The sequence below is a fragment of the Ligilactobacillus equi DSM 15833 = JCM 10991 genome, from assembly GCF_000615765.1.
GTDB lineage: Bacteria > Bacillota > Bacilli > Lactobacillales > Lactobacillaceae > Ligilactobacillus > Ligilactobacillus equi.
This window is the reverse complement of sequence record NZ_BAMI01000010.1, coordinates 1-22,737: the sequence shown is the minus strand read 5'-3', so window position 1 is coordinate 22,737 and position 22,737 is coordinate 1. Positions and strand designations below refer to the sequence as shown.

Below are 22,737 nucleotides of genomic sequence, written 5' to 3'. Positions count from 1 at the left end.
CTCTATTCTGCTGTAGCATCCGTCGTGGTACCTGCATCTGTACCACCTGTCGTAGTTGTTCCGTTTGTTGGCGTATTAGTTGTAGTATCCGTCGCACTTGAGCCCGTATCAGGTGTAGCTACACTACTACTTGCTGCTCCAGCATTATTACCTGTAGTTGTAGCATCATTTGTCGTACCACCTGTCGTAGTTTTGGTGGTAGTTGAAGTATCATCGTCCCGAGTTGAACTTGAACTTGAATTTGTCTCATCACTGGAACTACTTTTGCTAGAGCGATCCTTCGCGTCCACGCTAGAACTATCTTTCAAAGATGAGGAGATACTGGATACACTTTCAACAGATGAGCTAACCTCACTTTCCACCTTAGCCCCTTCTGAAGTGTGGGTTACTTTGTTAACCGCTACGTTAGTTGCGCCAAGGGCTAAAACTGCTGACATAATCGCAAACGGTGTGACAAAAGGTGCGGTTCTTTTTACCATTTTCCTTCCTTCTTTCTCTCAATTCAATCTCTGCTCTCCATTTTACACTATTTTGACCTGATTAATTGCGAATTTTTGGGTTCCTTTATGTTAAGAATTCATTAACCTTTTTTGAGCCGCACATTGGGCACACAAACCCAGCATTTCAAACCGGTGACTTTGAATTTCACAACCTGGTAATTGCTCTAAAAATTCTTTACTAGGACAAAAGTCAATTTCTTGCACCTGACCACATTGCTGACAAATAAAGTGATGATGGTGAATATTACCAAAATCGCATTGATACTTAACGCCTTGACCATTTTTTTGTGCTTGCGTCTCAACAATACCAATTTCCTCAAATTCTTTGATATTACGATAAATAGTATTATGACTCAACCCCGGATACTGCTGACGCATCCAATCATCAACTGCCGTAATTTCCACATAGCGATGACGACAGTGGGTGTAAAGATATTCCAATAAACTTTTTCTTTGCTTGGTAACTTTGAGTTTATGTGACTTCAATAAATATAACGCTTCATCTAGCATAGTTCCCTCCAAATAATAATCGTTACGTTTTATCTTTACTAAATTTTAGCATTTTTCCTCTAACTTGTCATTATTTCCCAAAACTTAAATATAATTTGCTTGATTTTTCACAAAGTAAGCGTTACAATATGCTATGTAAACGTTATCTGAAAACATTTACAGATATAATTAAGAAAGAAGGCTGATTATGATGCTTAATAACAACTTACCATACCATGTTGCGCTAGATACCCAGGCACAAGAGTTTCTCGTTTGGGAAAATGATACTCCTGAACAAATCGGCCGCGGTATTACCATCCAAGATGCTATTGAAGCGCTCCAAATGGGAAAATAAATTTAAATACTAAATTTTGCGACTAACATTCCAGTGAATCTGTTATCAGGTTCACTTTTTTGTTTTACTTCATGAAAATTCAATGTATAATTAATCTATTATTTTAGTTAGGAGAAATTTATGGGGATTAAAGAAAAAATCTTTCGTAAAGAAAGTGTGGCCTCCTATATTGGCCAAGATAAGAAATTACTTAAAATTTTGACTGCCAAAGACTTAATCGGAATGGGAATAGGTTCCGTTATCGGCTCAGGGATTTTCATCTTACCAGGAACCGTCGCCGCCATGCATAGTGGTCCTGCTATTATTCTTTCTTTTGTGGTCGCAGCTCTTGTTTGTTCCTTTGCAGCCATGTGTTATGCGGAATTTTCCTCCGCTCTTCCTGTGGCTGGTTCTGCTTATTCTTTTGGTAACATTGTCTTTGGAGAAGGAATTGGCTGGTTTTTAGGCTGGTCACTAATTGCCGAATATATGCTAGCCGTTGCCACGGTTTCTACTTCTTGGGCCGCTTACTTCAATTCTTTTATTGAAGGGTTTGGCTTCAAGATACCCACAGCTCTTGCCGGACATTTTGATCCTAGCCACGGTACCTACATTAATATTGTCGCGGTTTTAATTATCCTCTCCTTGGGAATTTTACTCCACCGCGGAGCCCACACTTCCATGGCATTCAACAATGTTATGGTGGTCGTAAAAATTGCTATTATCGTTTTATTCTTATTAGTAGGTGCCTTTTACGTTAAGCCAGCCAACTGGACACCTTTCTTACCATTTGGTTATAGTGGTGTTTTTACTGGAGCTTCCTTAGTCTTCTTTGCATTCCTAGGTTTTGACGTGGTATCGGCCGCAGCTGCCGAAGTTAAAGACCCTGGTAAAAACATGCCGAAAGGAATTATTGGTACTTTAGTTATTTGTACCGCCCTATATATTTTGGTAGCTCTAGTCCTAACCGGAATGGTATCTTACACCAAGTTAAACGTTGATGACCCTGTGGCTTTTGCCCTCCGCATGGTTAACCAAAACTGGATGGCTGGTATTCTTTCTATTGGAGCTTTAGCTGGGATGTTCACCATGATGATTACCATGACTTACTCTTCATCACGGTTAATTTACTCCATTAGTCGCGATGGTCTTTTACCTCACTACTTCAGCAAAGTTAATCAAACGACCCACAACCCTGATCGTAGTATGTGGTTGGTAATTATTATCATTGCTATTATGGGAGGTACCTTCTCTATGACACAGTTAGCCTCCTTGGTTAATATCGGGACACTCTTCGCTTTTGCTTGTGTTTCCTTAGGTGTAATTCCTTTGCGAAAACATCCTGAACTTAAGCAACACGATGGCTACCGGGTTCCATTTTATCCGGTCTTACCCGTAATTTCCTTCCTCTTATGCTGCTTCATGTTATCCCAACTTTCTGTTGAAACTTGGATTGCTGCAGTTATCTGGTTTGCCTTAGGGATTACCATTTACTTCACCTACGGGATTCATCACAGCCGACTCTCACAAAAATAATCAGACCAAAAAAGGACTTTCAAACGAAAGTCCTTTTTCCTATGCCATCAAGTCCGCTTTGCGTTTGCGACGAATGGCACTCTTCAGCATAAAGGGAGCAATCACCGTTGTTAAGATAATCACCACAATTACACCTGAGTAATATTTTTCTGATAATAAGTGGGCATTGTAACCGATTTGGGCAATAATCAAGGCCATTTCTCCTCGGGAAACCATCCCCGCCCCGATAATATCAGCTGATTTGAAATCCATTCCTAAAATCTTAGCCCCAAAACCACAACCAATCCATTTGGTTAGTAAGGCTAAAATAGTCAACGGAATAATAAAGACTAAGTCGCCTAAGAAACCATCAAAGGTCATATTTAAACCAATACTTACAAAGAAGACTGGAATGAAAACTGCATAACCAATTGGTTCGATATTTTCATCAACTTCCCGCTTGGCTGAGGTTTGTGCTACGGCTACCCCCGCAAAAAAAGAGCCTACCACACCAGACAAACCTACTTCTTCCGCTAACCAGGCCATCCCTAAGCAGATAAAGACCGACATCAAAATTACAGAAGCGGGAATTGTTAGACGTGACGCAAATTTAATGAGCCAAGGAGCAATCCACTTAAAGAGCAGGTAAATGCCAACAAAGTAAATAACTTGTAGAATCAAACTCAAGCCAATGTTTGACGAAGTATGGCCCCCGCCACTAGCTGCAACATCACTAAAAATACTTACCAAAACACTTAAAATTAAAACAGCTAAAATATCATCAATGACAGCGGCCCCTAAAATCGTCGTTCCTTCTTTGGAATCTAAAAAGTGCAATTCCTTCAAAACTTCAACCGAAATGGAAACGGAAGTGGCTGCAAAAGTCACCCCTAAGAAAATCGCTTCTTCATTATTGAAGTTAAAAATCAAACCAAAGAGATAAACCAAAATAATTGGCATTAAGACCCCCATTACCGCCACTGACGTTGCTGGTTTAAGGTATTTCTTTAGTAACGCTAAATCACTTTCCAAGCCTGCCATGAACATTAAGATAATTACCCCAATATTGGCAAAAATCTCGATAAATTCATCACCTTTAACCCAACCCAAAACAGCTGGTCCCAAGATAATCCCACATAATAACTGGCCTACCACAGCAGGGAGGTTAAACCTTCTAAAAAAATGCCCTGCTAAGGCCGTAGAAATTAAAATTAAACATAAAGTTCCTAAGTACTCCATATCTCCATCCTTTCTTAAATCTAATTTAATCTAATCAGCTCAATTTTAATTATACCGAAAAAATTTCCCTTTTCTCAAGTATTTAGCCTTTTTCTTGAAAAATAGTTAAATAATTTCAAACTAAATTCTACAAAAAAACTCAAGTTTCATAGAACTTGAGTTTTCTTTTAGCAGTATTATTCTGTTTTTTCAACTCCACGAACATAGCCAACTTTTGGTCGCATAACCATCATTGCTAGATAAGTTAAAACCAAACAGAGGATAATCACAAAAATCTGTACACCATAACTAATCAACATTTGGTTAGCACCCAAGCCACCGGTCAAGGATTCACGGAAGCCATAAATTGAGTAAGTCATTGGTAAGTACGGATTAATCGCTTGGAAGAAACCATTTAAACCTTTCGTTACTTGGATTGGGAAGGAACCACCGGCCCCACCTAATTGTAGGACTAAGATAATCATCCCCAAGAAACGACCTGGATTGTCCAAGGCCACCGACAAGAACATAATCAAGTACATCATCGCCAAAGAGAAGAGCCAAGCGTTAAAGAAAGTAGCCCAGAAGTAGTCAGGCTTTAAGCCAGCTAAGTACATAAGTCCAATTTCAACAACGGCATTTCCGGTCGCTACAAGTGCTCCAATTGACGTTTTGGCTAAGAACCATTCACCCGGAGTTTCATCTTCAAAGTCAATCCGTTTCAATGGGTAAACTAAATTAAAGACCAAAGCTCCGACATACAAGGCGACGGATAACATGTAAGGTGCCAAAGCGTGACCATAGTTTGGAACATAACTGTAATTTTTATGTTTCAAATTAGAAGGTGCGGCAAACATAGATGCATTTTCATCATTCATATTGATTTGGTCAATCTTTTTAACCCCACCAGCTAAGGCTGTAGATAGTTGAAGATTACCGGCACCAATTTTACCAGCACCAGCAGTTAAGGCCGGACTATTAGCTACTAATTGGTTTGTCCCGTTAGCTAATTGACCAATACCGCTAGATAAGGTTGGAACTTTACTATTTAAGGTACCTAAACCAGAAGCCAATTGACCGGCCCCTGCATTCAAGGCCCCACTATTAGCCGCAAGTTGTCCGGTTCCATTAGCTAACTGGTTAACCCCTGCGGTTAACGTTGGAATTTGACCATTTAAGACCCAAAGACCGTTAGAGAGTTGACTAGCTCCACTTGTTAAAGCCCCACTATTAGCGGCTAATTGGCTAGTTCCTTGAGCTAATGCATCAGCTCCCGAAGTTAACTTCGAATTATTTTGGGTTAAGGTCCCTGTCCCCGCATAAGCCATAGCAACCCCATCAGTATAACTCTTTACACCATTTTGAAGAGTAGTTGCACCGGCTAATAACTTAGCAATCCCTGCTTGTAGGTTTTGTAATTGAGCCGGATTTACACTATCTAATTGATTAGCAGCTGCAGTAAGTTGTTGAGAAAGCGCATCTAATTTCCCACTTATACCACTCGCATCTGTACTTGTTGGTACACTCATATTCGCCAAGGCACTAGTTATACCTTGGGACTTTTGAACATCTCCTAAGGCAGCTTGTAGGTTTTGTTTATCAGCATCTGATAAACTACTGTTCCCCATTACTGCTTGAATTTTACTCTGAGCATCACCATTTAATTGGCTAGCATTGTTAGCTTGCGCTTTTAGTTGTGCTAAACTTCCTTGTAAATTCTGACTAGTCTGTAAACCTGCTTTTAATGCAGAAACTTGACTGGCCGCTGCCGTTAAACCTTGTTTTAATTTAGGCAAATTAGCTGCAAGTCCGGAAAAACTTTGAACTCCACTATTAACTTGACTCAAACCCGCCACCAATTCTTGAGAACCGGTATTTAATTGCGCTGAATTATCATCTAATTTTGCCAAGCCAGCATTAACTTGCTTGACACCATTAGTATAATTGCCAATTCCTGATCTTAAAGTACCAACACCTTCATTAACCTGGTTAACCCCGCTGGTATAAGTGTTAAGACCACTTGTTAAACTTTGAGAACCATTAGCTAATTGACCCACACCAGCAGCTAAAGCGGGCGTCTTTTGGGCTAATTGTCCCACCCCGGCATTGACTTGGTTGACACCGTTAGTGTAAGTACCAATTCCAGAAGCTAAGGTGTTAGCTCCGGTTGCCAAGGCATTAACCCCTGAAGCCAATGGTAAGACACCGGCTTGGAGGGTCATGACCCCATCATTGACCTGGCTGACCCCAGCTGTGTATGTGTTGATTCCATCAGTTAAAACCTTGGAGCCATCAGCTAGCTTAGCCGAGCCACTGGCTGCAGTTTTGAAACCTTTCTTCATGCCTTTAACCGCATCAAACATGGTATCCGCATAAGCCGTTGATACCGTTTGACGAATTTGCGTGTTAAGTTGCTTAGCCGCTGCTTCTGACATTACTGCCCCAATGTAGTTCAAGGAATCATTGGTCGTATAAGTCAAATCCATCTTTTTAGGATGGGTATTTAAAACGGTGGTAGCATTCTTAGAAAAGTTCTTGGGAATGGTAATTACCATGTAATACTTTTTGTGACTTAAGCCATAGTCAGCCTTTTCTTTGGTCACAAAGTGCCACCCCATTTGATCATTTTTCTTCAATTTCTTAACTAGCTGTTGACCAACAGCAAACTCTTTACCTCGATAGGTAACGGCTTGGTCCTGATTAACAACTGCAACTGGTAAGGAACCCGTAGAGGCGTATGGATCCCAAACTGACTTTAAGAAGAAGAAGGAGTATAAAAATGGAATAATCATAATAGCGGTCACGGTTGCCAACAAAAGTTTGTGGTTTTTAATGACGCTAAACTCCTTACGAATCGCTCTCAAAGTAAGTCCCCCTTTCAATTCTACTTTCTTTGTTCAATTAAAAATTTTAATCCTTATCATCAAAAAAAGTAAGCTATAAAATGAGATTAGTGTCGCATTTTCGAGTTTTTACTCAAAAAGACCTGCCGATAATCAAAATCGACAGGTCACTTTTTTTATTCAGCTAATTTGGTATTACGGTAGAAGACCACCGTCCCATATGGAGAGATTTGGAAGTCTTTTACCCTATCATTTAAGAGGTAGGCCATCGCTCCTTGATAAACAGGGGCAGTAAAGGCATCGTCTTTTAATAAGAGCTTTTCAGACTTGATTAAAGCATCCCAACGCTTATTGTTATCCGTAGCGTAAGTCGTAGAGGCTTGATTCAACAAATCCCAGAATTCTTGGTTCTTGTAGTCGTCATCGAAGTGGTATTGTCCCCCATCAGATAAGAAGTTAATAGGGTCAGCAAAGTCTGGTTGCCAAGTTCCATAAACGACATCAAAATCATAGTTAGTAGTTGAGTTCAAACGTGACTTCAATGGAATGGAACGAACCTTCACTGTCAAACCAGCTAAGTTTTCTTCCAATTGACTTTGGAGGTACTCACCAACTCGCTTAGATTCACTCGTATCGGAAGTCAAGATTTCGATAGTGATTTGATCCTTACCCAATTCTTTCTTGGCTTCGGCCCATTCCTTCTTCGCATTCTTAAGGTTATAAGTCAACATATCCCCAGCATCTTTGCGGTAGTCGTGACCTGTACTTGCATTAAAAGCAAAATCTTGCGGTACAATCCCGTTTAATGGTTGCCCTGCGTAAAGCACTTTTTTCACTAATAATTCCTTATTAAAGGCTTGGGCTAAGGCTTTACGAACGTGGACATTACCAGTAGTTTCTCTTTGAGTGTTAAAACTCATATAACCAATCAAAGGAATTGCACGCGTGTGGTAACCCTTAGTAGACTTGTATTGGTGGATATATTCATTAGAAAGCGCCGTGTAGTCCAACTTATTTGTTTGGAAAAGCTTAGCTGCCGTTGAAGTATCTTTAACTACTTGAACGTTAACCTTCTTTAAAGCCACGTCTTTTTTAGCATAGTAATTCTTGTTCTTGACATAAGACCACTTAAGGTTTGTCCCAGTCCAACCATCAATTACAAACGGACCGTTATAGACTGCTTTCTTAGCTGAAGTCCCATATTCCTTACCATATTTTTCGGCTACTTTTTGGTCTTGAGGCGCAAATGGGGCCCCGCTAAAAGTTCTGGTAAGTAAGAAATTGGCGATTCTAAAGTAACTTCCAATTTGTACTTGCCTAAAGCTTTAACTCCTAAACTATTGACGTCGGCTCCTTCTTTAGCAATTTGCTTCCCATTTTTGATAGGTTCAAACCGTTGGGAATTAGGCGAAGCGGTCTTTTGGTCAACTGTTTTACGCCAAGCGTAAACATAGTCATTGGCTATAACAGGATCACCATTAGACCATTTAGCATCTTTGCGTAAATAAAAAGTGTATGTTAACTTATCTTTTGAAATTGTAACCTTTTTAGCCCCCGCTAAGACAGGCTTGTTATTTTTATCAAAACGGTAAAGTCCTTCATAGGCATTTTGCAAGGCTTCCAAACTAGTTGTATCGGAATAGCGACTTGGATCCAAAGTCGCCATTTCAGCCGTAACTGCCGTAGTAAGTGTTTCGTTTTTTGCTTGGCTTGTTGCTTGATTCGTTTTGCCACAAGCAGCTAATAGCACTGCCGTCGCAAGAAGTGGTAACGCGAGATATTTCTTTTTCATGACTACGTCCCTTTCTTTTTACATTTACTTCTTTATTGTAAGTTATTTTCTCTAAAAATGCACCTATTTTCACTCCAAAATCTAATTTTTTCCGCTATACTAAAGGTAAATACTTTTTGAAGGTGGGAAATTACATGCATTATCATCAATTCGCACATAGCCAAGTCTCATATCCCCAAGCAGTTAAAGAACTGCAAACTCTAGGATTTTTGACGGAGATTGATTTAGAAAATACGACGCCCAACAGCCTTTGGCTTAACCTAGTCGCAATGACTTTTTGTCAAGCTAAAACACCCCTTGCCAAGCAAGCCTACCTGGCTAACCTCTTAGCGCGCCCCAACCAAACTCTTCTAGAGTTTGCGGCTAACAATACCCTCGAGACAGAGGCCTTTTATGCAGTGGCCTTACAATTACTCGGCTTCGAAGTTGGTGTTGACTTTGAGGTTGCCGAAAGTTTAAAGTTCATGGAAACAGTTGGCCTCAAAAGTCACAACCAGGTACAAACTGTGGAAGAGTTACTTCTAGCTTGGTATGACTTGCTTGAATTACCACGCAAAAATGGCCAAAGTTTCTTGGATTACTTGGCTACCCAGGGATTCTTTTTACCAATGTATAACCTGCCCGCCAAGGAAAAGCCACAATTTTACAATGGTAAATCCTTACCGATTTTTGATACAAGTCAGCTAATCTATGAAGTTGTCTACGTGGAAAGCGACCTCGACACTGATTACGATGGTCGTCGCGACTTACTTCAAGTCCAAATTATCCGCCCCAAAGACACCGAAGCTGGCTTGAGGGTGCCAGCAGTCTTCACCGCCAGCCCCTACAATCGTGGGACTAACCCTGAATTGGGCCAAAAACTCACCCATAATGTTGATGTACCTTTAATAAGAAAGGAACCTAACCAAGTTAGCTATCAAGATATTCACGCTCCCCACCAGTTACCCCCTGCTCCAGAAGGACGGCTTTTAAACGGTCATAGTAAGGAAGCTATTGAAAGTTTTGACCATTCCTTTACTTATAGTCTTAATAACTACCTACTTGCTCGAGGCTTTGCAGTGGTATATGCTGCGGGAATTGGGACTCGTGGCTCGGAAGGGTTACGGACTTGCGGTTCTGTCGCGGAAACCGCCTCCACAACTGCCATTATTGAATGGCTCAATGGCAAACGTCCAGCCTTTACCGACCGAACCTCCAATCGCGCCATTAATGCCTGGTGGTGTAATGGTGCCGTTGCTATGACGGGTAAATCTTACCTCGGAACCTTGGCTAACGCAGCAGCTACCACCGGAGTTGAGGGCCTGAAGACTATCATCGCCGAAGCCGCCATTTCTTCTTGGTATGACTACTACCGCGATGGGGGCTTAGTTGTCGCTCCAGGTGGTTTTCCCGGTGAAGATGCCGATGTTTTAGCCGGTGAATGTCTTTCGCGGATGAAAGATGCCGGTGATTTCCTTAATGTTCAAAGTCAAGCTGAACAAACCTTAGCTACCATCAAAGTTCAGCAAGACCGCCAAAGTGGAAACTACAATCAATTCTGGGACGCCCGTAACTACCTCAATGACAGTGCCCAAGTTAAGTGTGACGTCATGTTAGTTCATGGTCTCAATGACTGGAATGTTAAACCTCGTAACGTCTACAATTTCTACAAGGCTTTAAGTAAATTGCCCATCGCCACCAAACTTGTCTTACACCAAGGACAACATATCTATATCAATAACTTCCGCTCGCTTGACTTTAACCAAATGGTCAACCTCTGGCTTTCTAATCACCTTTACGACTGCCAAAACGATGCAGTCGCTACCTTACCTAATGTTGTGGTCCAAGATAATGTCCAAGCTGAAAAATGGCACGCTTTAGAGGCTTGGGAGGCGGATAGCAATCTAGAAGTCTTTAATTTCAACCCCAAACACCTAACTAATGCTAAATCTCAGGGGGGACAAGTTAGTTTCAAAGACCAATTGCCACCAGCCGACTTTGACCACTACAAACAAGATTGGACAGCTTGGAAGACTGATTTGGTTAAAGAAGAAAGTCCCCTAACTCATAACCGCTTGCTCTTCGCTACAGACATACTTAAAGAAGACCTCACCCTTCAAGGGGCACCACGCTTAAAACTTAAAATTAAGTCTAACCAAAACGTAGGAATGGTTTCTGCCATGTTAGTTGACCTGGGCAAGGCCAAGCGTCTCGGTGAGGTTCCAACCGTCCTAGATCGTCAAAGTCTCGGCCTTGGTTATCACTGGCACACCGAAGATTTAGTCGAATTCACCCTTGCTCAAGAAAGTGACTTCAAGCTAATCTCTAAAGGACACCGTAATCTCCAAAATCGTACTAGCCTCTGGCAAAATGATGAACTCGAAGCTGATACCTTCTATCAGGTAAACTTTGACTTACAGCCCAGCTTCTACACCATCCCAGCAGGCCGGAAATTAGGGCTAATTATCTATGCTACCGACATGGAAATGACCGTCCGCGGGAATCAAGACCTTACCTACACACTTCAACTTGAGGACTGTCAACTTCAATTTTTAAAGCATAATTAACACTAGTAAACCGTCAGAAATTAACGCTTTGATGTCGTAATTTCTGGCGGTTTTTATTGCAACTATTTTTATCAGAAAATCTAACTCTCTGCTAGGCTCTTATTTGCCAAGCAACCAATCAACAACATTAACTACCATAATACCGTCAATCTGAGTAATGTCGTAGTATTTTTTTGAGTAAGTCAACTAGAGGCTGGGAAAAAATAGCAGCTTTTTATTTTTCTTTCATTTAAATTGTCTATTGTGGTTGAATTGAAAAATTTTTGCAGATTTTGCACAAGCAAAACTATTCCAATTTCAGTAGTGGACTTCCTAACCCCAATCTGCTATTATCTTTTTTCTACTGTTTTCGCTGTGGACGTCCCTTACCGGAAAGCAGAGCCTTTGCTTGATCCACCTCCGGTAACTTAAAGTTGACTGGTACAATTTCTGTTATCTTTTCCATTAAAAAATCCCTCCGTAATACTGATTTTCTTCCAGTATACAGAGAGATTGCCTGATAGTTAATACGGGGGTGTTACAGGGTGCTTACTCACCTTTTTTCATCATTATCCCCTTAGTAGAAAAAGGCGACACATAACAGCGTCGCCTTTCATAATTATTTAGCAGCTTCTTCCATTGCGAGTAAGAGACAACCAGTGATGCCTGCATCATCACCTAATTCTACGTGCACAATGTAGTCATCCAAGTCTGGTGTCGCTACATAATCTTTCATTTGTTCCTTGAATGATTCACGAATCATTGGGAAAAGTTGTTCTTGCTTAGAAACCCCACCACCGAAAACAATTTTTTCAGGTGACAAGATTAAAGTGTAATCCATACATGCTTGCGCTAAGTAGTAGGCTTCAATTTCCCAGTCCTTAGCGTCTTTAGGAATATCATAAGCTTTCACTCCACCCGCACGTTCTTCCACAGCTGGTCCACAGGTTAATCCCTCGAGACAGTCCTTGTGGTAAATGCAGTAGCCTTCGTACTTGTCTTCTGGGTGACGACGCATTGTGATGTGACCCATTTCAGGGTGACCGAAACCTTCAAGTACTTTACCGTTAACCACGGCACCGCCCCCCATACCAGTTCCGACTGTTAAGTAGAGACATGATTGGCAACCCTTAGCAGCACCGCGCTTTAATTCACCGTAAGCCGCTACGTTCACATCAGTTGTCCAAACATAAGGTACATCATAGTGCGCCTTCATATCGTCTAAGAAGTTATAGTTAGCCCAGCCCTTCTTAGGAGTGGTTGTTACATAGCCATAAGTTGCGGAGTTTTTGTTAACGTCAATGGGACCAAAAGACCCAATGGCAATGGCTTCCACTGTATACTTGTCGAAGAATTCAAAGACCTGCGCCATGGTTTCAGCGGGAACTGTGGTTGGAATTTGGACTCTTTCTACAATGTTTAAGTCGGCATCACTCACCGCACAAACAAACTTAGTTCCCCCAGCTTCAATTGCACCGTATAATTTTGTCATAATTAAATTTCCCTTCTGTCATTTTATCATTACCCTTATTTTAGCTTAAAATCGTTTTCAATAAAAGCCCTTTCTGAAATTTCTGTTAAACGATTGACAGAAAAAATGAGCTCCTTACCCTCACATCTGGTAGCATCATTTAGATGATGCAAAAAAGACTAACTTTCACGTTAGTCCCCTGCTTTGTCAGGTAATCAGCCTAACTTTATAGGTTTTTCTTCTTATTATTCATTATCTAAAGATAAGAAAACTTTTCAAGCTTGTTCACGCTTCTTAATCCAAGGTAAAATCAAACCCAAACCAGTTAAAATAATGGGTGTCAAAATGTTGAGTGCCAGAGTGAATGGGTCCGGTGAATAAATACCTAATAAGCAACAAGCCGCTGTGATCGCAAAGCACCAACCACCAACGATAACGGCAAGCGTTTTATTTTTGATAAAAACGTAAACGGATTTGAAATGCTTTTCACCTCCGCGTAAAGCAATATAGGCAGCAAAGACCCACAGGTAACGTAGTGGCATCGTAGTAGCATTTAACTTCACCAATTGAGCCATAACTGTCGTAGCTCCTGGCACAACAGATTGAATTAAAATGATGGCTCCAGAAAGAATACCCACCATCCAAATTCCGTTAGTATAAGCACCATACTTATTTTGTTTCAATAACTTACTTGGAATATAGTTTTTGGCTTCCCTACTTCCCAAAAGCATCCGCAAAGGTGCATCAATACTTAAGACTAATGTTGAGAATTGTCCGATAACATTCGTCCAAGCATAAATCACCATCAAAGTGTTTCCTATATGGTAATAAGCTCCTAGTTTTTGGAAGGCCCAGTAAGCACCATTAGAAACATAATCATTGAAATGTGCATTGACATCTCGGACATCGAACATCATTCCCATAGCAACGGTGCCTAAAATAGCACAAACCATTACCATAATCGCTAATGCAAACATTCCTTTAGGAAAGTCCTTGGATGAATTTTGCATCTTATTAACATAGGGCGAAATTTTTTCACATCCCCCCACTGCAAAGACCAAAATAGACAGAGAAGTAAAGTAGTTGATATTAAAAGTTGGGATTAACTTTTTGAAACTTAAATCTAAAGGTAACATTCCATGTGGATTAATCGCAGGTGCTGCTATCATCATCAAAATGTATAAAAGTGACATAATAAACATCGTTGAGCCTGCAATAGTTGCTAAAGTTTTTAGAACACTTAAACCGCGACTAGCCAACCAACAGAAAAAAACAAAAATCACAAACGTAATTAATTGAATCATCATCGTGTTAGCATGGTCAAATTCCGTAATATCTTGAAAAATTGCCCAAGCTAAAGCCCGAAGTCCACCAGTACCTTTACTCGAAATATAGGCCACGTGACAAGCCCAATAAGTCCAGCCAGCATAATAAGCAATTTGGGGTCCCATTGTGGCATTAACCCATGAAGATACCCCACCTTCTGATTCTTTAAAAACTGAACCTAGTTCCCCTACCATTAAAGCATAAGGAACAAAGTATAAAATAAACATCAGGACCCAGGAGAAAATCACCTTAACTCCACCAAAATAAATGTAACCATTAACGACATTACCAAAGCCCCAGACTGTAGAGAAGGCCATCAAGCTAAAGTCCACCAGGCCATCTTTTTGGCTGTTTTTTCTTGTGTGTCCATTATACCCATCCCCTTAAAAAATAAAATTTCTACAATTTTATTTTAAATCTTTTTGCGACTTGTGAAGATTAAGTATAACTAATATTTTATCTAACTATGACTTAATTTTTCTAAGTTATTTGCATCACCATTACTAATAATTAGTTCATCTATAACTTAAATAAAGTCAACTACCCTAAACTTTACTTTTTACCACATCAAAGCTCTTTAATATGCTATCATTATCTAGTAACTTAAATAGAGAATCGCAAAATCGCCGGGTTTTGCCACTATAATCAGTAACGTTGTCGACCAGGCGACCTTAATGGTAGAGACAACTTCCGGAGGAACCTATGCATATTACTACTTCAATTCGCCACGAAGTTAATCACTATGTCATTCGTAATATTATGGCTTCGTTAGGTTTGTCGTTTTATGTCTTGGCTGATTCAATTTTTATCGCTAAGGCTGCTGGGGCTTTGGGCTTAGCCACTCTAAATATCGTCTTACCCATCTTTAACCTCTATGGTGCACTTGGGTTACTTTTGGGTGTGGGGGGCGCTGCTATTTTTTCGATGAATAAAATCACCCATCCCAAAAAAGTGCAAAATCTCTATAGTCAACTTTTTTGGACTTGCTTAGGCTTGGGACTTTTAGTAGCTTTACTCTGTAACCTATTCCCCCAGCCTATTTTAAAAGTGATGGGAGCTACTGCTCAGACCATGGATATGGCGGTAATTTACTTACGTATCGTATCTTTGGGAGCACCATTATTTATGTTAAACTACCTAACTATCAACTTTATACGTAATGATGGTAACCCTCAACTAACTATGATCGCTACCTTATCTGAATCGGTTTTTGTGGTCATAGTTGACTGGATTTTAATTTTTGGCTTAGGGCTCAAGATGGAGGGCGCTGCTTTAGCCACTCTTTTCTCACCTTCAGTCAGTTTGTTAATCTTGAGTCGACATAAAAACTTTGCCCAGCGACAATTACAACTTCACTGGTGCTTACCACAATTCAGTCAGTTCTGGCACGCAGCCAAATTAGGTTTCCCAGCATTTCTTAATGAAATGTCTACGGGAGTTTCGATCTTTGCATTCAACGTCGTGCTCTTAAAACTAGCAGGCAACTACGCAATTTCCGCTTATGGAGTAATTGCTAATATTGCGGTACTCGTCTTGTCCGCCTTTAACGGTGTGGCCCTCGGCGTACAGCCTATTGCTAGTCGCGAATACGGAAAAAAGAATTACCTTGCCACACGTCAGGCTATCACCTATGGGCTTTTCCTAGTCAGTCTTCTTGGTCTCGGTATTTACCTATTCCTCTTCAGTTTCCGTGCTCCAATTATCGCGGTTTTTAACGAGGAAGGACTACCCCAACTCGTTAAATACGCAATGGTCGGACTGCCATTATATTTCACCATGAACTTCTTCACGGGACCTAACCTCTTGATCTCTACTTCACTAGCAGCTACCAATCAAGCGCAAGCAGCCTTTAGTCTTTCAATTTTGCGAGGCTATCTCATCTTGTTACCGATGATTTTTATCGGTTCCAACTTCGGACTTACAGGCGTATGGTTGTCTACTCCACTAACTGAATTGCTGACACTCTTAGTAGCACTTTATCTCTTACGGAAATTATTTATTAGTTTTAAACGAAAGGAATTATTAAACCATGAAAGTTAAACGTATCGAACGTCTTACCATTACTGTTTCAGATTTAAAAGCTGCCCAACGTTTCTATCACGAAGTTTTCGACATGCCAACCATTAGCGAAAGTGATGATAATATAACCTTACGCTGTGGGCATAATGAACTCATCCTCTCACTAGGACAAACTGAAACAAGTCGTGCCAAAAAAACTACTCCAGGATCCGCTGATTTACGCTTAGTGGTGGGTGATAACATGGAAGATATTTTAAATCACCTTAAAAGTTACTTTGTAAACATCCTAGGTGAGCCTGTAATTAAACAAGGTATTGACGGACAAATTTTAGCCGTTAATATTACCGATGATGATGGTAACCTTATTGAAGTTTCCACCTATAGTAATCGCTAAAGCAACATTTTATTTACAGTCTTGTTAAATACATTGACAAGACTATTTTTTATGTATATTTTAATATCAGTGTATAATAGTTCTATTACGATTTTAGAAGATAATTAAAAGGAAACATATATGAAATTAAAAAAGAAACAACGACTTCTTAAAAAATTTAAACATAAGAAATTAGTAGCTTCTAGTGCTATTGCTCTTTCGATGGGAATAGGACTATTTAGCGGTCAAGTTCTGGCTGATGAAACCGTCACGGTTACTTCTGAACAAGAAGATAATAGTTTGACTGGTAACATTACACAAGCCAATACACAAACAACTACAGCTACTACTACGACACAAATCGAGACACCGAAAACAGCTGAAGCCCCTGTACAAACGGCTACTGTAAATACCCCGAAAACTGTAAATACAGTAACAGATACAACTGACATGGCTACAGCTAAAACAGCAACTGCTCCTGTACCGTCAACTGTAATTGATGAAACACAAGATACTACCCCTAGTGTTCCATCAATTACTAAAGTACATAATGAAGATGAAGTTGCCAAAACTAATGCACAAAATCAAAATGTTTCACAAGAAACAAAGCCTGTTATTACGGTTCCCGCAACTACAACTAATACTACAACCACAACGCAAACTAAAGTAGCTGCTACCTCTAATACTGCTACTAACTTTTTCAATTACTTAGGTGAGACAGCACGTCAAGTCGCTAACGATTACAATATTTATGCATCTATGTTACTTGCCCAGGCAGGCCTTGAAAGTGCTTATGGCCAAAGTACTCTCTCTACCCAAGCTCATAACTATTTTGGAATTAAGTACCGTGGAACTGGCAATTATGTTACTATGAACACTTTAGAGTTTTATGGTGGCCAATACCATACTGTCAGTGCAAGATTTCAAAGATATGACTCACTATATGACTCTTTAGCAGGGTATGCGCGATTAATCACTCAAAATTACCCTAACTCCACGCGTGCTGCTGGCTCAGTCGAAGCTGCTGTTAACAATCTCTATCATGGACGTTATGGAGCATACGCTACTGATCCTAGCTATGCGTCAAAAATTATGGGTTTAATCAATACTTATAATCTAAAACAATATGACTATGTCAATCAAAATGTAGGTCATATTGATAGTATCAGTTTAGTTGGTAATACCTTAAAAGTTAGTGGTTGGCACGCAGCTGATAACTCTAAAGCCCAAAACCACGGTTACATCATTGTTTATGATGTAACTTCTAACCACGAGATTACACGTCAAGCTTACAGCCCTACTAGCCGTGGAGATGTATACAAAGTCTACCCTAGAGTCTACAACTCCGGTAACAGTGGCTTTAACGTTACTATCAACCTTGGAAACTACGATCTTACTAACAAAGAAATTAAAGTTATTTCCCGTTTTTCTAACCAATCAAATGGTGAAGGTGCAGTAACTGATTTATGGTCAGATGGTTATATCTTCAAGCAAAGTCTTGGCAATATTGACTCTGCATATATTGATGGTACGGAGCTGAAAGTTTCTGGTTGGCATGCAGCCACGGACGCTGTTAAACATCCATATAACTACATTATCTTATACGATGCTACTGATGGTACAGAACTTAGTCGGAAGAAAGTTACTGCTACTCGTAGACCTGATGTAGAACGAGCTTATCCTAACCTGTACAATGCAGTTAATAGTGGGTTTTCAGTAAGTTTTGACCTAAGTAAACTTAACTTTGTAGCTGGTCATAATTTACAGGTAGTGATGCGTTATGCCGCAAATAGTGATGGTGAAGGCGATAGGATTGATGTTTGGTCTGGTAAATATAACTTTAATGGTAATGAGGCCGTTATTGATACCGCTAAGTTTAAAGGAACTAAACTTCACGTCACAGGTTGGCATGCAGCTGATGCTTCTAGAAACCAACCAAATGCTTTCCTAATCTTATTTGATAAAACTGCCAATCACGAAGTTGCCCGTGTCAAAATCGGGACTTCCAATGCCGTTGCTAGCGCCAAAGCTGTCAATCGTCCTGATGTTGCTAAAGCTAAGAATTACTACAATGATGGACTATCAGGCTTCGATGCTTATTTCGATTTTAGTAAACTTAATTTTGTAGCTGGACACCAATATCAAATCGTTTCTCGCTTCTCTGATGCTACCAATGGAGAAGGAAACAGAACCGATGTTTGGTCTGGAATCTATAATTTCAACGGTAATGAAGCCATCATTGATACTGCAAAAATTGAAGGAACCAAGTTACACTTGGCTGGTTGGCATGCAGCCGATGCTTCTAGAAATCAAGCTAATCCGTACATTATTCTTTACGATAAAACTGCTGGCCGAGAAATTGCACGAATTAAAGTTGGTGATAGGAACAATGTTGCTACATCTAAACTAGTAATGCGTTCTGATGTGCAGAGACTTAAGAACTACTATAATGCTGACAAATCTGGATTCGATGTTGAATTTGACTTAACTAAGTTAAACTTTGTAGCTGGTCATGAATATCAGATTGTGTCACGTTATTCTGATGCTACCAATGGAGAAGGTCATCGAACAGATGTATGGTCAGATGTCTACAAATTTACTGCTAATGCAGGTCATTTAGATACTGTAAAAGCTAACCATCAAAAGAACAGTTTAACAGTTACTGGTTGGCATGCAGCCGATGCTAGCATAAATCAGAAAAACGCCTTCATTATTTTATATGACGCTACTACGGGACATGAAATCTCGCGTCAAACTTATACACCATCGAAAAGAACTGACGTTGCCCGTGTTTACCCTAACATTTACAATGCAGCTAATAGTGGATTTGACCTTACTTTTAAGAATTTGAATCTTAAATCTTTAGCTGGTCATAATCTTCAAGTTGTTGCTCGTTATTCTAACCAGAAAAACGGTGAGGGTTCACGGACAGATTACTGGTCAAGAATCTTTAAACTATAAAACAGAAAAGGCAAGTAACCCTACTTTTATGGATTACTTGCCTTTTATCTATGCCAATTTTTCATCCAAGTATTTTTCCATCGCCGCCTGTGGTTTAAAACCAGTAACTTTTTCCTTAGCTACCCCATCGACAAAAAGTACTTGGGCCGGAATACTCATAATTTTATATTGCTTGGCTAATTCTTGATTTTCTTCAACGTTAACTTTAGCAAAACTAATCTTACCTTGATACTTCTTTTCCAACTCTTCTAAAACTGGATCCATCATTTTACATGGACCACACCAATCCGCCCAAAAATCTACCAAGGTTAAACCTTCCTTAGTAACTTCAGCAATATTATCTTGGTTCGCGACTTTTGCCATCTTAATCCCCTCTCTCATCATTCAAAACAAATTTTTCAATTACTTCGGCGACCCCATTATGATTGTAATCATTGATTGTTACATACTGCGCCTCAGCCTTCACAAAATCACGTCCATTCGCCATACAGACTCCTAAGCCAGCTATGCGAATCATCGACAAATCATTACCATTATCACCTATTGCAATAATTTCTTCTGGTTTAATACCCAAACTCTGCGCTAATTTTAACGTCGCTTGGCCTTTGTCAGCTGTCGTGGAATTGAATTCTACATAACGGTCAGAAGAAAAGGTAATATTTAAATCTGTAAACTTACCCTTCGCTAAGTCACGAAAAGCGATTCTTTCTTCTTCCGTTAAAATTTCTACAATCACTTTGGTAATCGTTTCTGAAGTTAGGAAATCCATTTTATCATCTGCTAACATTTGTGTCCAGTCATCTACCCTACCCGTCAGATAGTCAATATCTGTTTGTGTCTGATTCCAAATATAGAGGTCATTAACGGTATACACGTGGACACAGTAGCCTTGACTTAACCCTAGCTCCAAGAGCGCCTTAGCCACTGAAAAATCCATTCCTGCAGTCAACTTAATCTTCAACCCCTGATTTTCGACCACAACCCCACCATTATAGGAAATCACGTAGCTATCAGCTTTCTGAAGTAAACCTAGTGTCTCTAAATTATCTTGAATAGAGTGAAAACTCCGCCCCGTATTAGGCACAAAATAAACTCCTTTAGCGACCGCTGCCTTGATTGCAGCTACTGTCTTAGCACCGATTTGCCGTTTTTCATTTAATAATGTTTCATCCATGTCACAAGTGATTAATTTATACATGCTAAAACCCCTTACATTCTTTTTCTTACAGAATACGCTAGCTTTTTACCTAATGCAAGCCCTACCATCTAAAATTTAATTCTATTTACTTTGGACTTGTAAACTATTAATGTATTATACTTAAGGTGAGAAAAAATTATGCGAGGTTCGATATGACAAATAAATTGAAAATTGTGACAGATTCCTCGGTGCAACTTACCCAGGAAGAAATTGAAAATTATGATATCACCGTCATCCCTCTTTCCGTAGAAATTAACGGAGAAAATCACGTGGATGGCGAAACTATTACGCGTCAAGAATTAGTTGATGAATTACGTAAAGGTAATATTCCCAAGACCAGTCAACCTGCTATGGGACGGTTCGTTGATACCTTCCAAAAACTCGGGGATGAAGGCTATGACGTTTTAGCAATCATGATGTCTGACGTCTTATCTGGAACTTATCAATCAGCTTGTTCAGCAGCGGAAATGGTTGACACTAACGTCACTGTCATTAACAGTAAATCAACCGACCGTGGACTTGCTTTCCAGGTTCTTGCCGCCGCTAAAGATTTACAGGCTGGTAAAAGTGTTGATGAAATCAAGGCACACTGCCTAGACATCTACTCTCGAACCACAATTGATGTCTACATTGATAATTTAGATTGTCTAGTCGCCGGGGGTCGTGTAAGTAAAATGGCCGGACTTTTAACTAAGTTAATCAACCTAAAGGTCATTGTTCGTTTACGAGATGAAAGCCTAGACGTCTATATGAAAGGACGCAGTAAGAAAACTTTCTTAAAACACGCTAAAGAAGTTGCCGAACTACATCAAGATAACCCACTCGAAGCTTTAAGCCTCTCAAATGTGGGAACTGACCCTGAATTTTTACAAAAGATTAAGGATACTATCTATCCTGATGTAGCAGATGAAAACTATTTAGCCGAACTTACTAGTCCAATTATTATGACACACACCGGTCTTAATGCCGTGGGTGTTATTACCTTAGCAAGTAAGCCAGAACCTGAAAATAATCGTTAATAAATTAGCTAATTTTGAGAAAAATATAAAGGAAAAAGCACTAAAAATCACGTCACATATTAGAACGTTGATTCCTAGTGCTTTTTCATTTTATCTCAGAAAGATTTTCTCCCGTTTTTTCTTGATAGCATCTATATACTTTGTTAAAGTTAATGATATATTTACATATGGAGGATAAATTATTGTGAATAGGGAAATTAAAAAAAGATACAAAATGTTTAGAGGCAATGAAGTGCAACAAAAAAGTTAGACAAAAACAAAATATATTTTAAGCAGCTAAGACATGGGTCCGGTAATCAACCGGACTCATGTTTTTTGTTTTGTTCGAAATTCGGTCGTTATTATACCACTTGATATACTTTCTGAAGAACCATGTGAACTCAGCTATGTCCTTACAGCTCTTGATTTCAGGTAGCGATTCGATTTTGAAAAGGTGGAAGAAACTCTCCATTGGAGCATTATCTAGACAATTTCCCTTGCGGGACATACTTTGGATTAACCCCAATGAATCAATCTTTTCACGATAGTAGTCCAATTGATAGTGCCAACCTTGGTCAGAGTGAATAATAGGATTAACGCCTTCAGGAAGCTTATTTTCAAGTTGTTTTAACGTGTCCGTAATCAGCAATTTATTTGGACTTTGGCTGATAGAAGCAGCTAAAACCTCTTTAGTAGCCTGGTCCAAGATGATTGACATATAGGCCCAAGTAGAATTACCTAAACGTATCTGTGAAACGTCAGTATGAAGGACGGTGTAGGGATTAGTGGCATCAAATGTTTGATTCAGTAGGTTTTGAGCCACCTTACCAATTGTACCTTTGTAAGAAGAATAGTGGTCATTCTTACGTCGATTATACATTGCCGGTTGGACGCCTAATTCGCTCATTAAGCGACGTAAAGTCGCTTCAGCCATATGGTAACCCGCCTCTTGAAGGAGTGGCAGTATACGGCGGTAGCCGTATGTGTAATTTCCCATCCACTTACCTTTTTCCGCTATTTCCTTGATTATTAGCTTGACATCTGCGTACTTATCAATTTTATTGGCAATGCGCTTACGTTCATCGTAGTAAGTTGCGCGCTTTAAGCCAATCATTCTCAGAAGCTCACCAATCCCATACCGTTTATTTTTAGGCAAGCCCTTTTGATCCACCCTG

The 22,737-nt window shown here is 39.8% G+C and carries 15 protein-coding genes and 2 pseudogenes; 7 read left to right on the top strand and 10 right to left on the bottom strand.

Annotation, left to right across the window (positions count from 1 at the left end; translation table 11 throughout):
- Positions 1-2 precede the first annotated feature (2 nt).
- Together JCM10991_RS03740 and JCM10991_RS03735 are read right to left on the bottom strand one after the other, a co-directional pair.
- Positions 3-479, bottom strand: coding sequence for a hypothetical protein (locus JCM10991_RS03740; RefSeq protein ID WP_025020602.1), 477 nt, complete (start codon positions 477-479; stop codon positions 3-5).
- A gap of 90 nt (positions 480-569) precedes the next feature.
- Positions 570-1,010 carry a Fur family transcriptional regulator gene (locus JCM10991_RS03735; RefSeq protein ID WP_025020601.1) on the bottom strand — a complete coding sequence of 147 codons (441 nt, stop codon included), beginning with the start codon at positions 1,008-1,010 and terminating at the stop codon, positions 570-572.
- A gap of 187 nt (positions 1,011-1,197) precedes the next feature.
- Here JCM10991_RS03735 and JCM10991_RS15095 point away from each other — a divergent pair, with 187 nt between their 5' ends.
- Positions 1,198-1,344: a hypothetical protein gene (locus tag JCM10991_RS15095; RefSeq protein ID WP_155889565.1), complete on the top strand. Its 147-nt coding sequence runs from the start codon at positions 1,198-1,200 to the stop codon at positions 1,342-1,344.
- A 120-nt stretch (positions 1,345-1,464) separates the two neighbouring features.
- Positions 1,465-2,859: an APC family permease gene (locus JCM10991_RS03725; RefSeq protein WP_025020600.1), complete on the top strand. Its 1,395-nt coding sequence runs from the start codon at positions 1,465-1,467 to the stop codon at positions 2,857-2,859.
- A gap of 39 nt (positions 2,860-2,898) precedes the next feature.
- Here the strand turns inward: JCM10991_RS03725 and JCM10991_RS03720 are convergent, their stop codons facing one another.
- The 3 genes and pseudogenes from JCM10991_RS03720 to JCM10991_RS12535 all read right to left on the bottom strand — a co-directional run bounded on the left by JCM10991_RS03720 (position 2,899) and on the right by JCM10991_RS12535 (position 8,691).
- On the bottom strand, positions 2,899-4,077 hold the full coding sequence (locus tag JCM10991_RS03720; RefSeq protein ID WP_025020599.1) for a cation:proton antiporter: 1,179 nt from the start codon (positions 4,075-4,077) through the stop codon (positions 2,899-2,901).
- Positions 4,078-4,253: 176 nt separating this feature from the next.
- Positions 4,254-6,920, bottom strand: a complete 2,667-nt coding sequence (locus JCM10991_RS03715; RefSeq protein ID WP_025020598.1) for a YhgE/Pip domain-containing protein — start codon at positions 6,918-6,920, stop codon at positions 4,254-4,256.
- A 155-nt stretch (positions 6,921-7,075) separates the two neighbouring features.
- Positions 7,076-8,691, bottom strand: a pseudogene (locus JCM10991_RS12535) (peptide ABC transporter substrate-binding protein).
- Between the two features lie 134 nt (positions 8,692-8,825).
- Here JCM10991_RS12535 and JCM10991_RS03705 point away from each other — a divergent pair.
- Positions 8,826-11,237 (top strand): Xaa-Pro dipeptidyl-peptidase, encoded by a 2,412-nt coding sequence (locus JCM10991_RS03705; RefSeq protein WP_025020597.1) that lies wholly within the window; start codon positions 8,826-8,828, stop codon positions 11,235-11,237.
- Between the two features lie 598 nt (positions 11,238-11,835).
- Here the strand turns inward: JCM10991_RS03705 and JCM10991_RS03695 are convergent.
- Together JCM10991_RS03695 and JCM10991_RS12530 are read right to left on the bottom strand one after the other, a co-directional pair.
- The gene (locus tag JCM10991_RS03695) at positions 11,836-12,708 is read right to left on the bottom strand and encodes an ROK family protein (RefSeq protein WP_025020596.1); all 873 of its coding nucleotides are present in this window, start codon (positions 12,706-12,708) and stop codon (positions 11,836-11,838) included.
- 254 nt (positions 12,709-12,962) lie between these two features.
- Positions 12,963-14,383: pseudogene (locus JCM10991_RS12530) on the bottom strand (APC family permease).
- A gap of 332 nt (positions 14,384-14,715) precedes the next feature.
- Here JCM10991_RS12530 and JCM10991_RS03685 point away from each other — a divergent pair.
- The 3 genes from JCM10991_RS03685 to JCM10991_RS12525 all read left to right on the top strand — a co-directional run bounded on the left by JCM10991_RS03685 (position 14,716) and on the right by JCM10991_RS12525 (position 19,366).
- Positions 14,716-16,053, top strand: coding sequence for an MATE family efflux transporter (locus JCM10991_RS03685; RefSeq protein ID WP_025020595.1), 1,338 nt, complete (start codon positions 14,716-14,718; stop codon positions 16,051-16,053).
- Entirely contained in the window at positions 16,043-16,426 is a 384-nt protein-coding gene (locus tag JCM10991_RS03680; protein ID WP_023860089.1) for a VOC family protein, read from the top strand. Before JCM10991_RS03685 ends, JCM10991_RS03680 begins: the two co-directional genes overlap by 11 nt.
- Before the next feature lie 120 nt (positions 16,427-16,546).
- Positions 16,547-19,366, top strand: coding sequence for a glycoside hydrolase family 73 protein (locus JCM10991_RS12525; protein WP_025020594.1), 2,820 nt, complete (start codon positions 16,547-16,549; stop codon positions 19,364-19,366).
- A gap of 48 nt (positions 19,367-19,414) precedes the next feature.
- Here JCM10991_RS12525 and trxA read toward each other — a convergent pair whose 3' ends face one another.
- Both trxA and JCM10991_RS03665 read right to left on the bottom strand, forming a co-directional pair.
- The gene (gene trxA, locus JCM10991_RS12520; RefSeq protein ID WP_035187961.1) at positions 19,415-19,729 is read right to left on the bottom strand and encodes a thioredoxin; all 315 of its coding nucleotides are present in this window, start codon (positions 19,727-19,729) and stop codon (positions 19,415-19,417) included.
- Position 19,730: 1 nt separating this feature from the next.
- Positions 19,731-20,564, bottom strand: coding sequence for a Cof-type HAD-IIB family hydrolase (locus JCM10991_RS03665; RefSeq protein WP_025020593.1), 834 nt, complete (start codon positions 20,562-20,564; stop codon positions 19,731-19,733).
- A 152-nt stretch (positions 20,565-20,716) separates the two neighbouring features.
- On the opposite strand from JCM10991_RS03665, the gene JCM10991_RS03660 reads away from it, so the two are divergent.
- Positions 20,717-21,583: a DegV family protein gene (locus JCM10991_RS03660; protein ID WP_025020592.1), complete on the top strand. Its 867-nt coding sequence runs from the start codon at positions 20,717-20,719 to the stop codon at positions 21,581-21,583.
- Between the two features lie 268 nt (positions 21,584-21,851).
- Here the strand turns inward: JCM10991_RS03660 and JCM10991_RS03655 are convergent.
- The coding region (locus JCM10991_RS03655) for an IS3 family transposase (RefSeq protein WP_155889564.1) at positions 21,852-22,737 on the bottom strand (886 nt) is incomplete at its 5' end.

What these genes read in the sequence shown, in the direction of transcription:
- JCM10991_RS03660 (WP_025020592.1), top strand. Translation starts at nt 20,717, where the DNA reads ATGACAAATAAATTGAAAATTGTGACAGATTCCTCGGTGCAACTTACC.
- JCM10991_RS03720 (WP_025020599.1), bottom strand. Translation starts at nt 4,077, where the DNA reads ATGGAGTACTTAGGAACTTTATGTTTAATTTTAATTTCTACGGCCTTA.
- JCM10991_RS03740 (WP_025020602.1), bottom strand. Translation starts at nt 479, where the DNA reads ATGGTAAAAAGAACCGCACCTTTTGTCACACCGTTTGCGATTATGTCA.
- JCM10991_RS12525 (WP_025020594.1), top strand. Translation starts at nt 16,547, where the DNA reads ATGAAATTAAAAAAGAAACAACGACTTCTTAAAAAATTTAAACATAAG.
- JCM10991_RS03680 (WP_023860089.1), top strand. Translation starts at nt 16,043, where the DNA reads ATGAAAGTTAAACGTATCGAACGTCTTACCATTACTGTTTCAGATTTA.
- JCM10991_RS03695 (WP_025020596.1), bottom strand. Translation starts at nt 12,708, where the DNA reads ATGACAAAATTATACGGTGCAATTGAAGCTGGGGGAACTAAGTTTGTT.
- JCM10991_RS03705 (WP_025020597.1), top strand. Translation starts at nt 8,826, where the DNA reads ATGCATTATCATCAATTCGCACATAGCCAAGTCTCATATCCCCAAGCA.
- JCM10991_RS15095 (WP_155889565.1), top strand. Translation starts at nt 1,198, where the DNA reads ATGATGCTTAATAACAACTTACCATACCATGTTGCGCTAGATACCCAG.
- JCM10991_RS03665 (WP_025020593.1), bottom strand. Translation starts at nt 20,564, where the DNA reads ATGTATAAATTAATCACTTGTGACATGGATGAAACATTATTAAATGAA.
- JCM10991_RS03685 (WP_025020595.1), top strand. Translation starts at nt 14,716, where the DNA reads ATGCATATTACTACTTCAATTCGCCACGAAGTTAATCACTATGTCATT.
- JCM10991_RS03735 (WP_025020601.1), bottom strand. Translation starts at nt 1,010, where the DNA reads ATGCTAGATGAAGCGTTATATTTATTGAAGTCACATAAACTCAAAGTT.
- JCM10991_RS03725 (WP_025020600.1), top strand. Translation starts at nt 1,465, where the DNA reads ATGGGGATTAAAGAAAAAATCTTTCGTAAAGAAAGTGTGGCCTCCTAT.
- trxA (WP_035187961.1), bottom strand. Translation starts at nt 19,729, where the DNA reads ATGGCAAAAGTCGCGAACCAAGATAATATTGCTGAAGTTACTAAGGAA.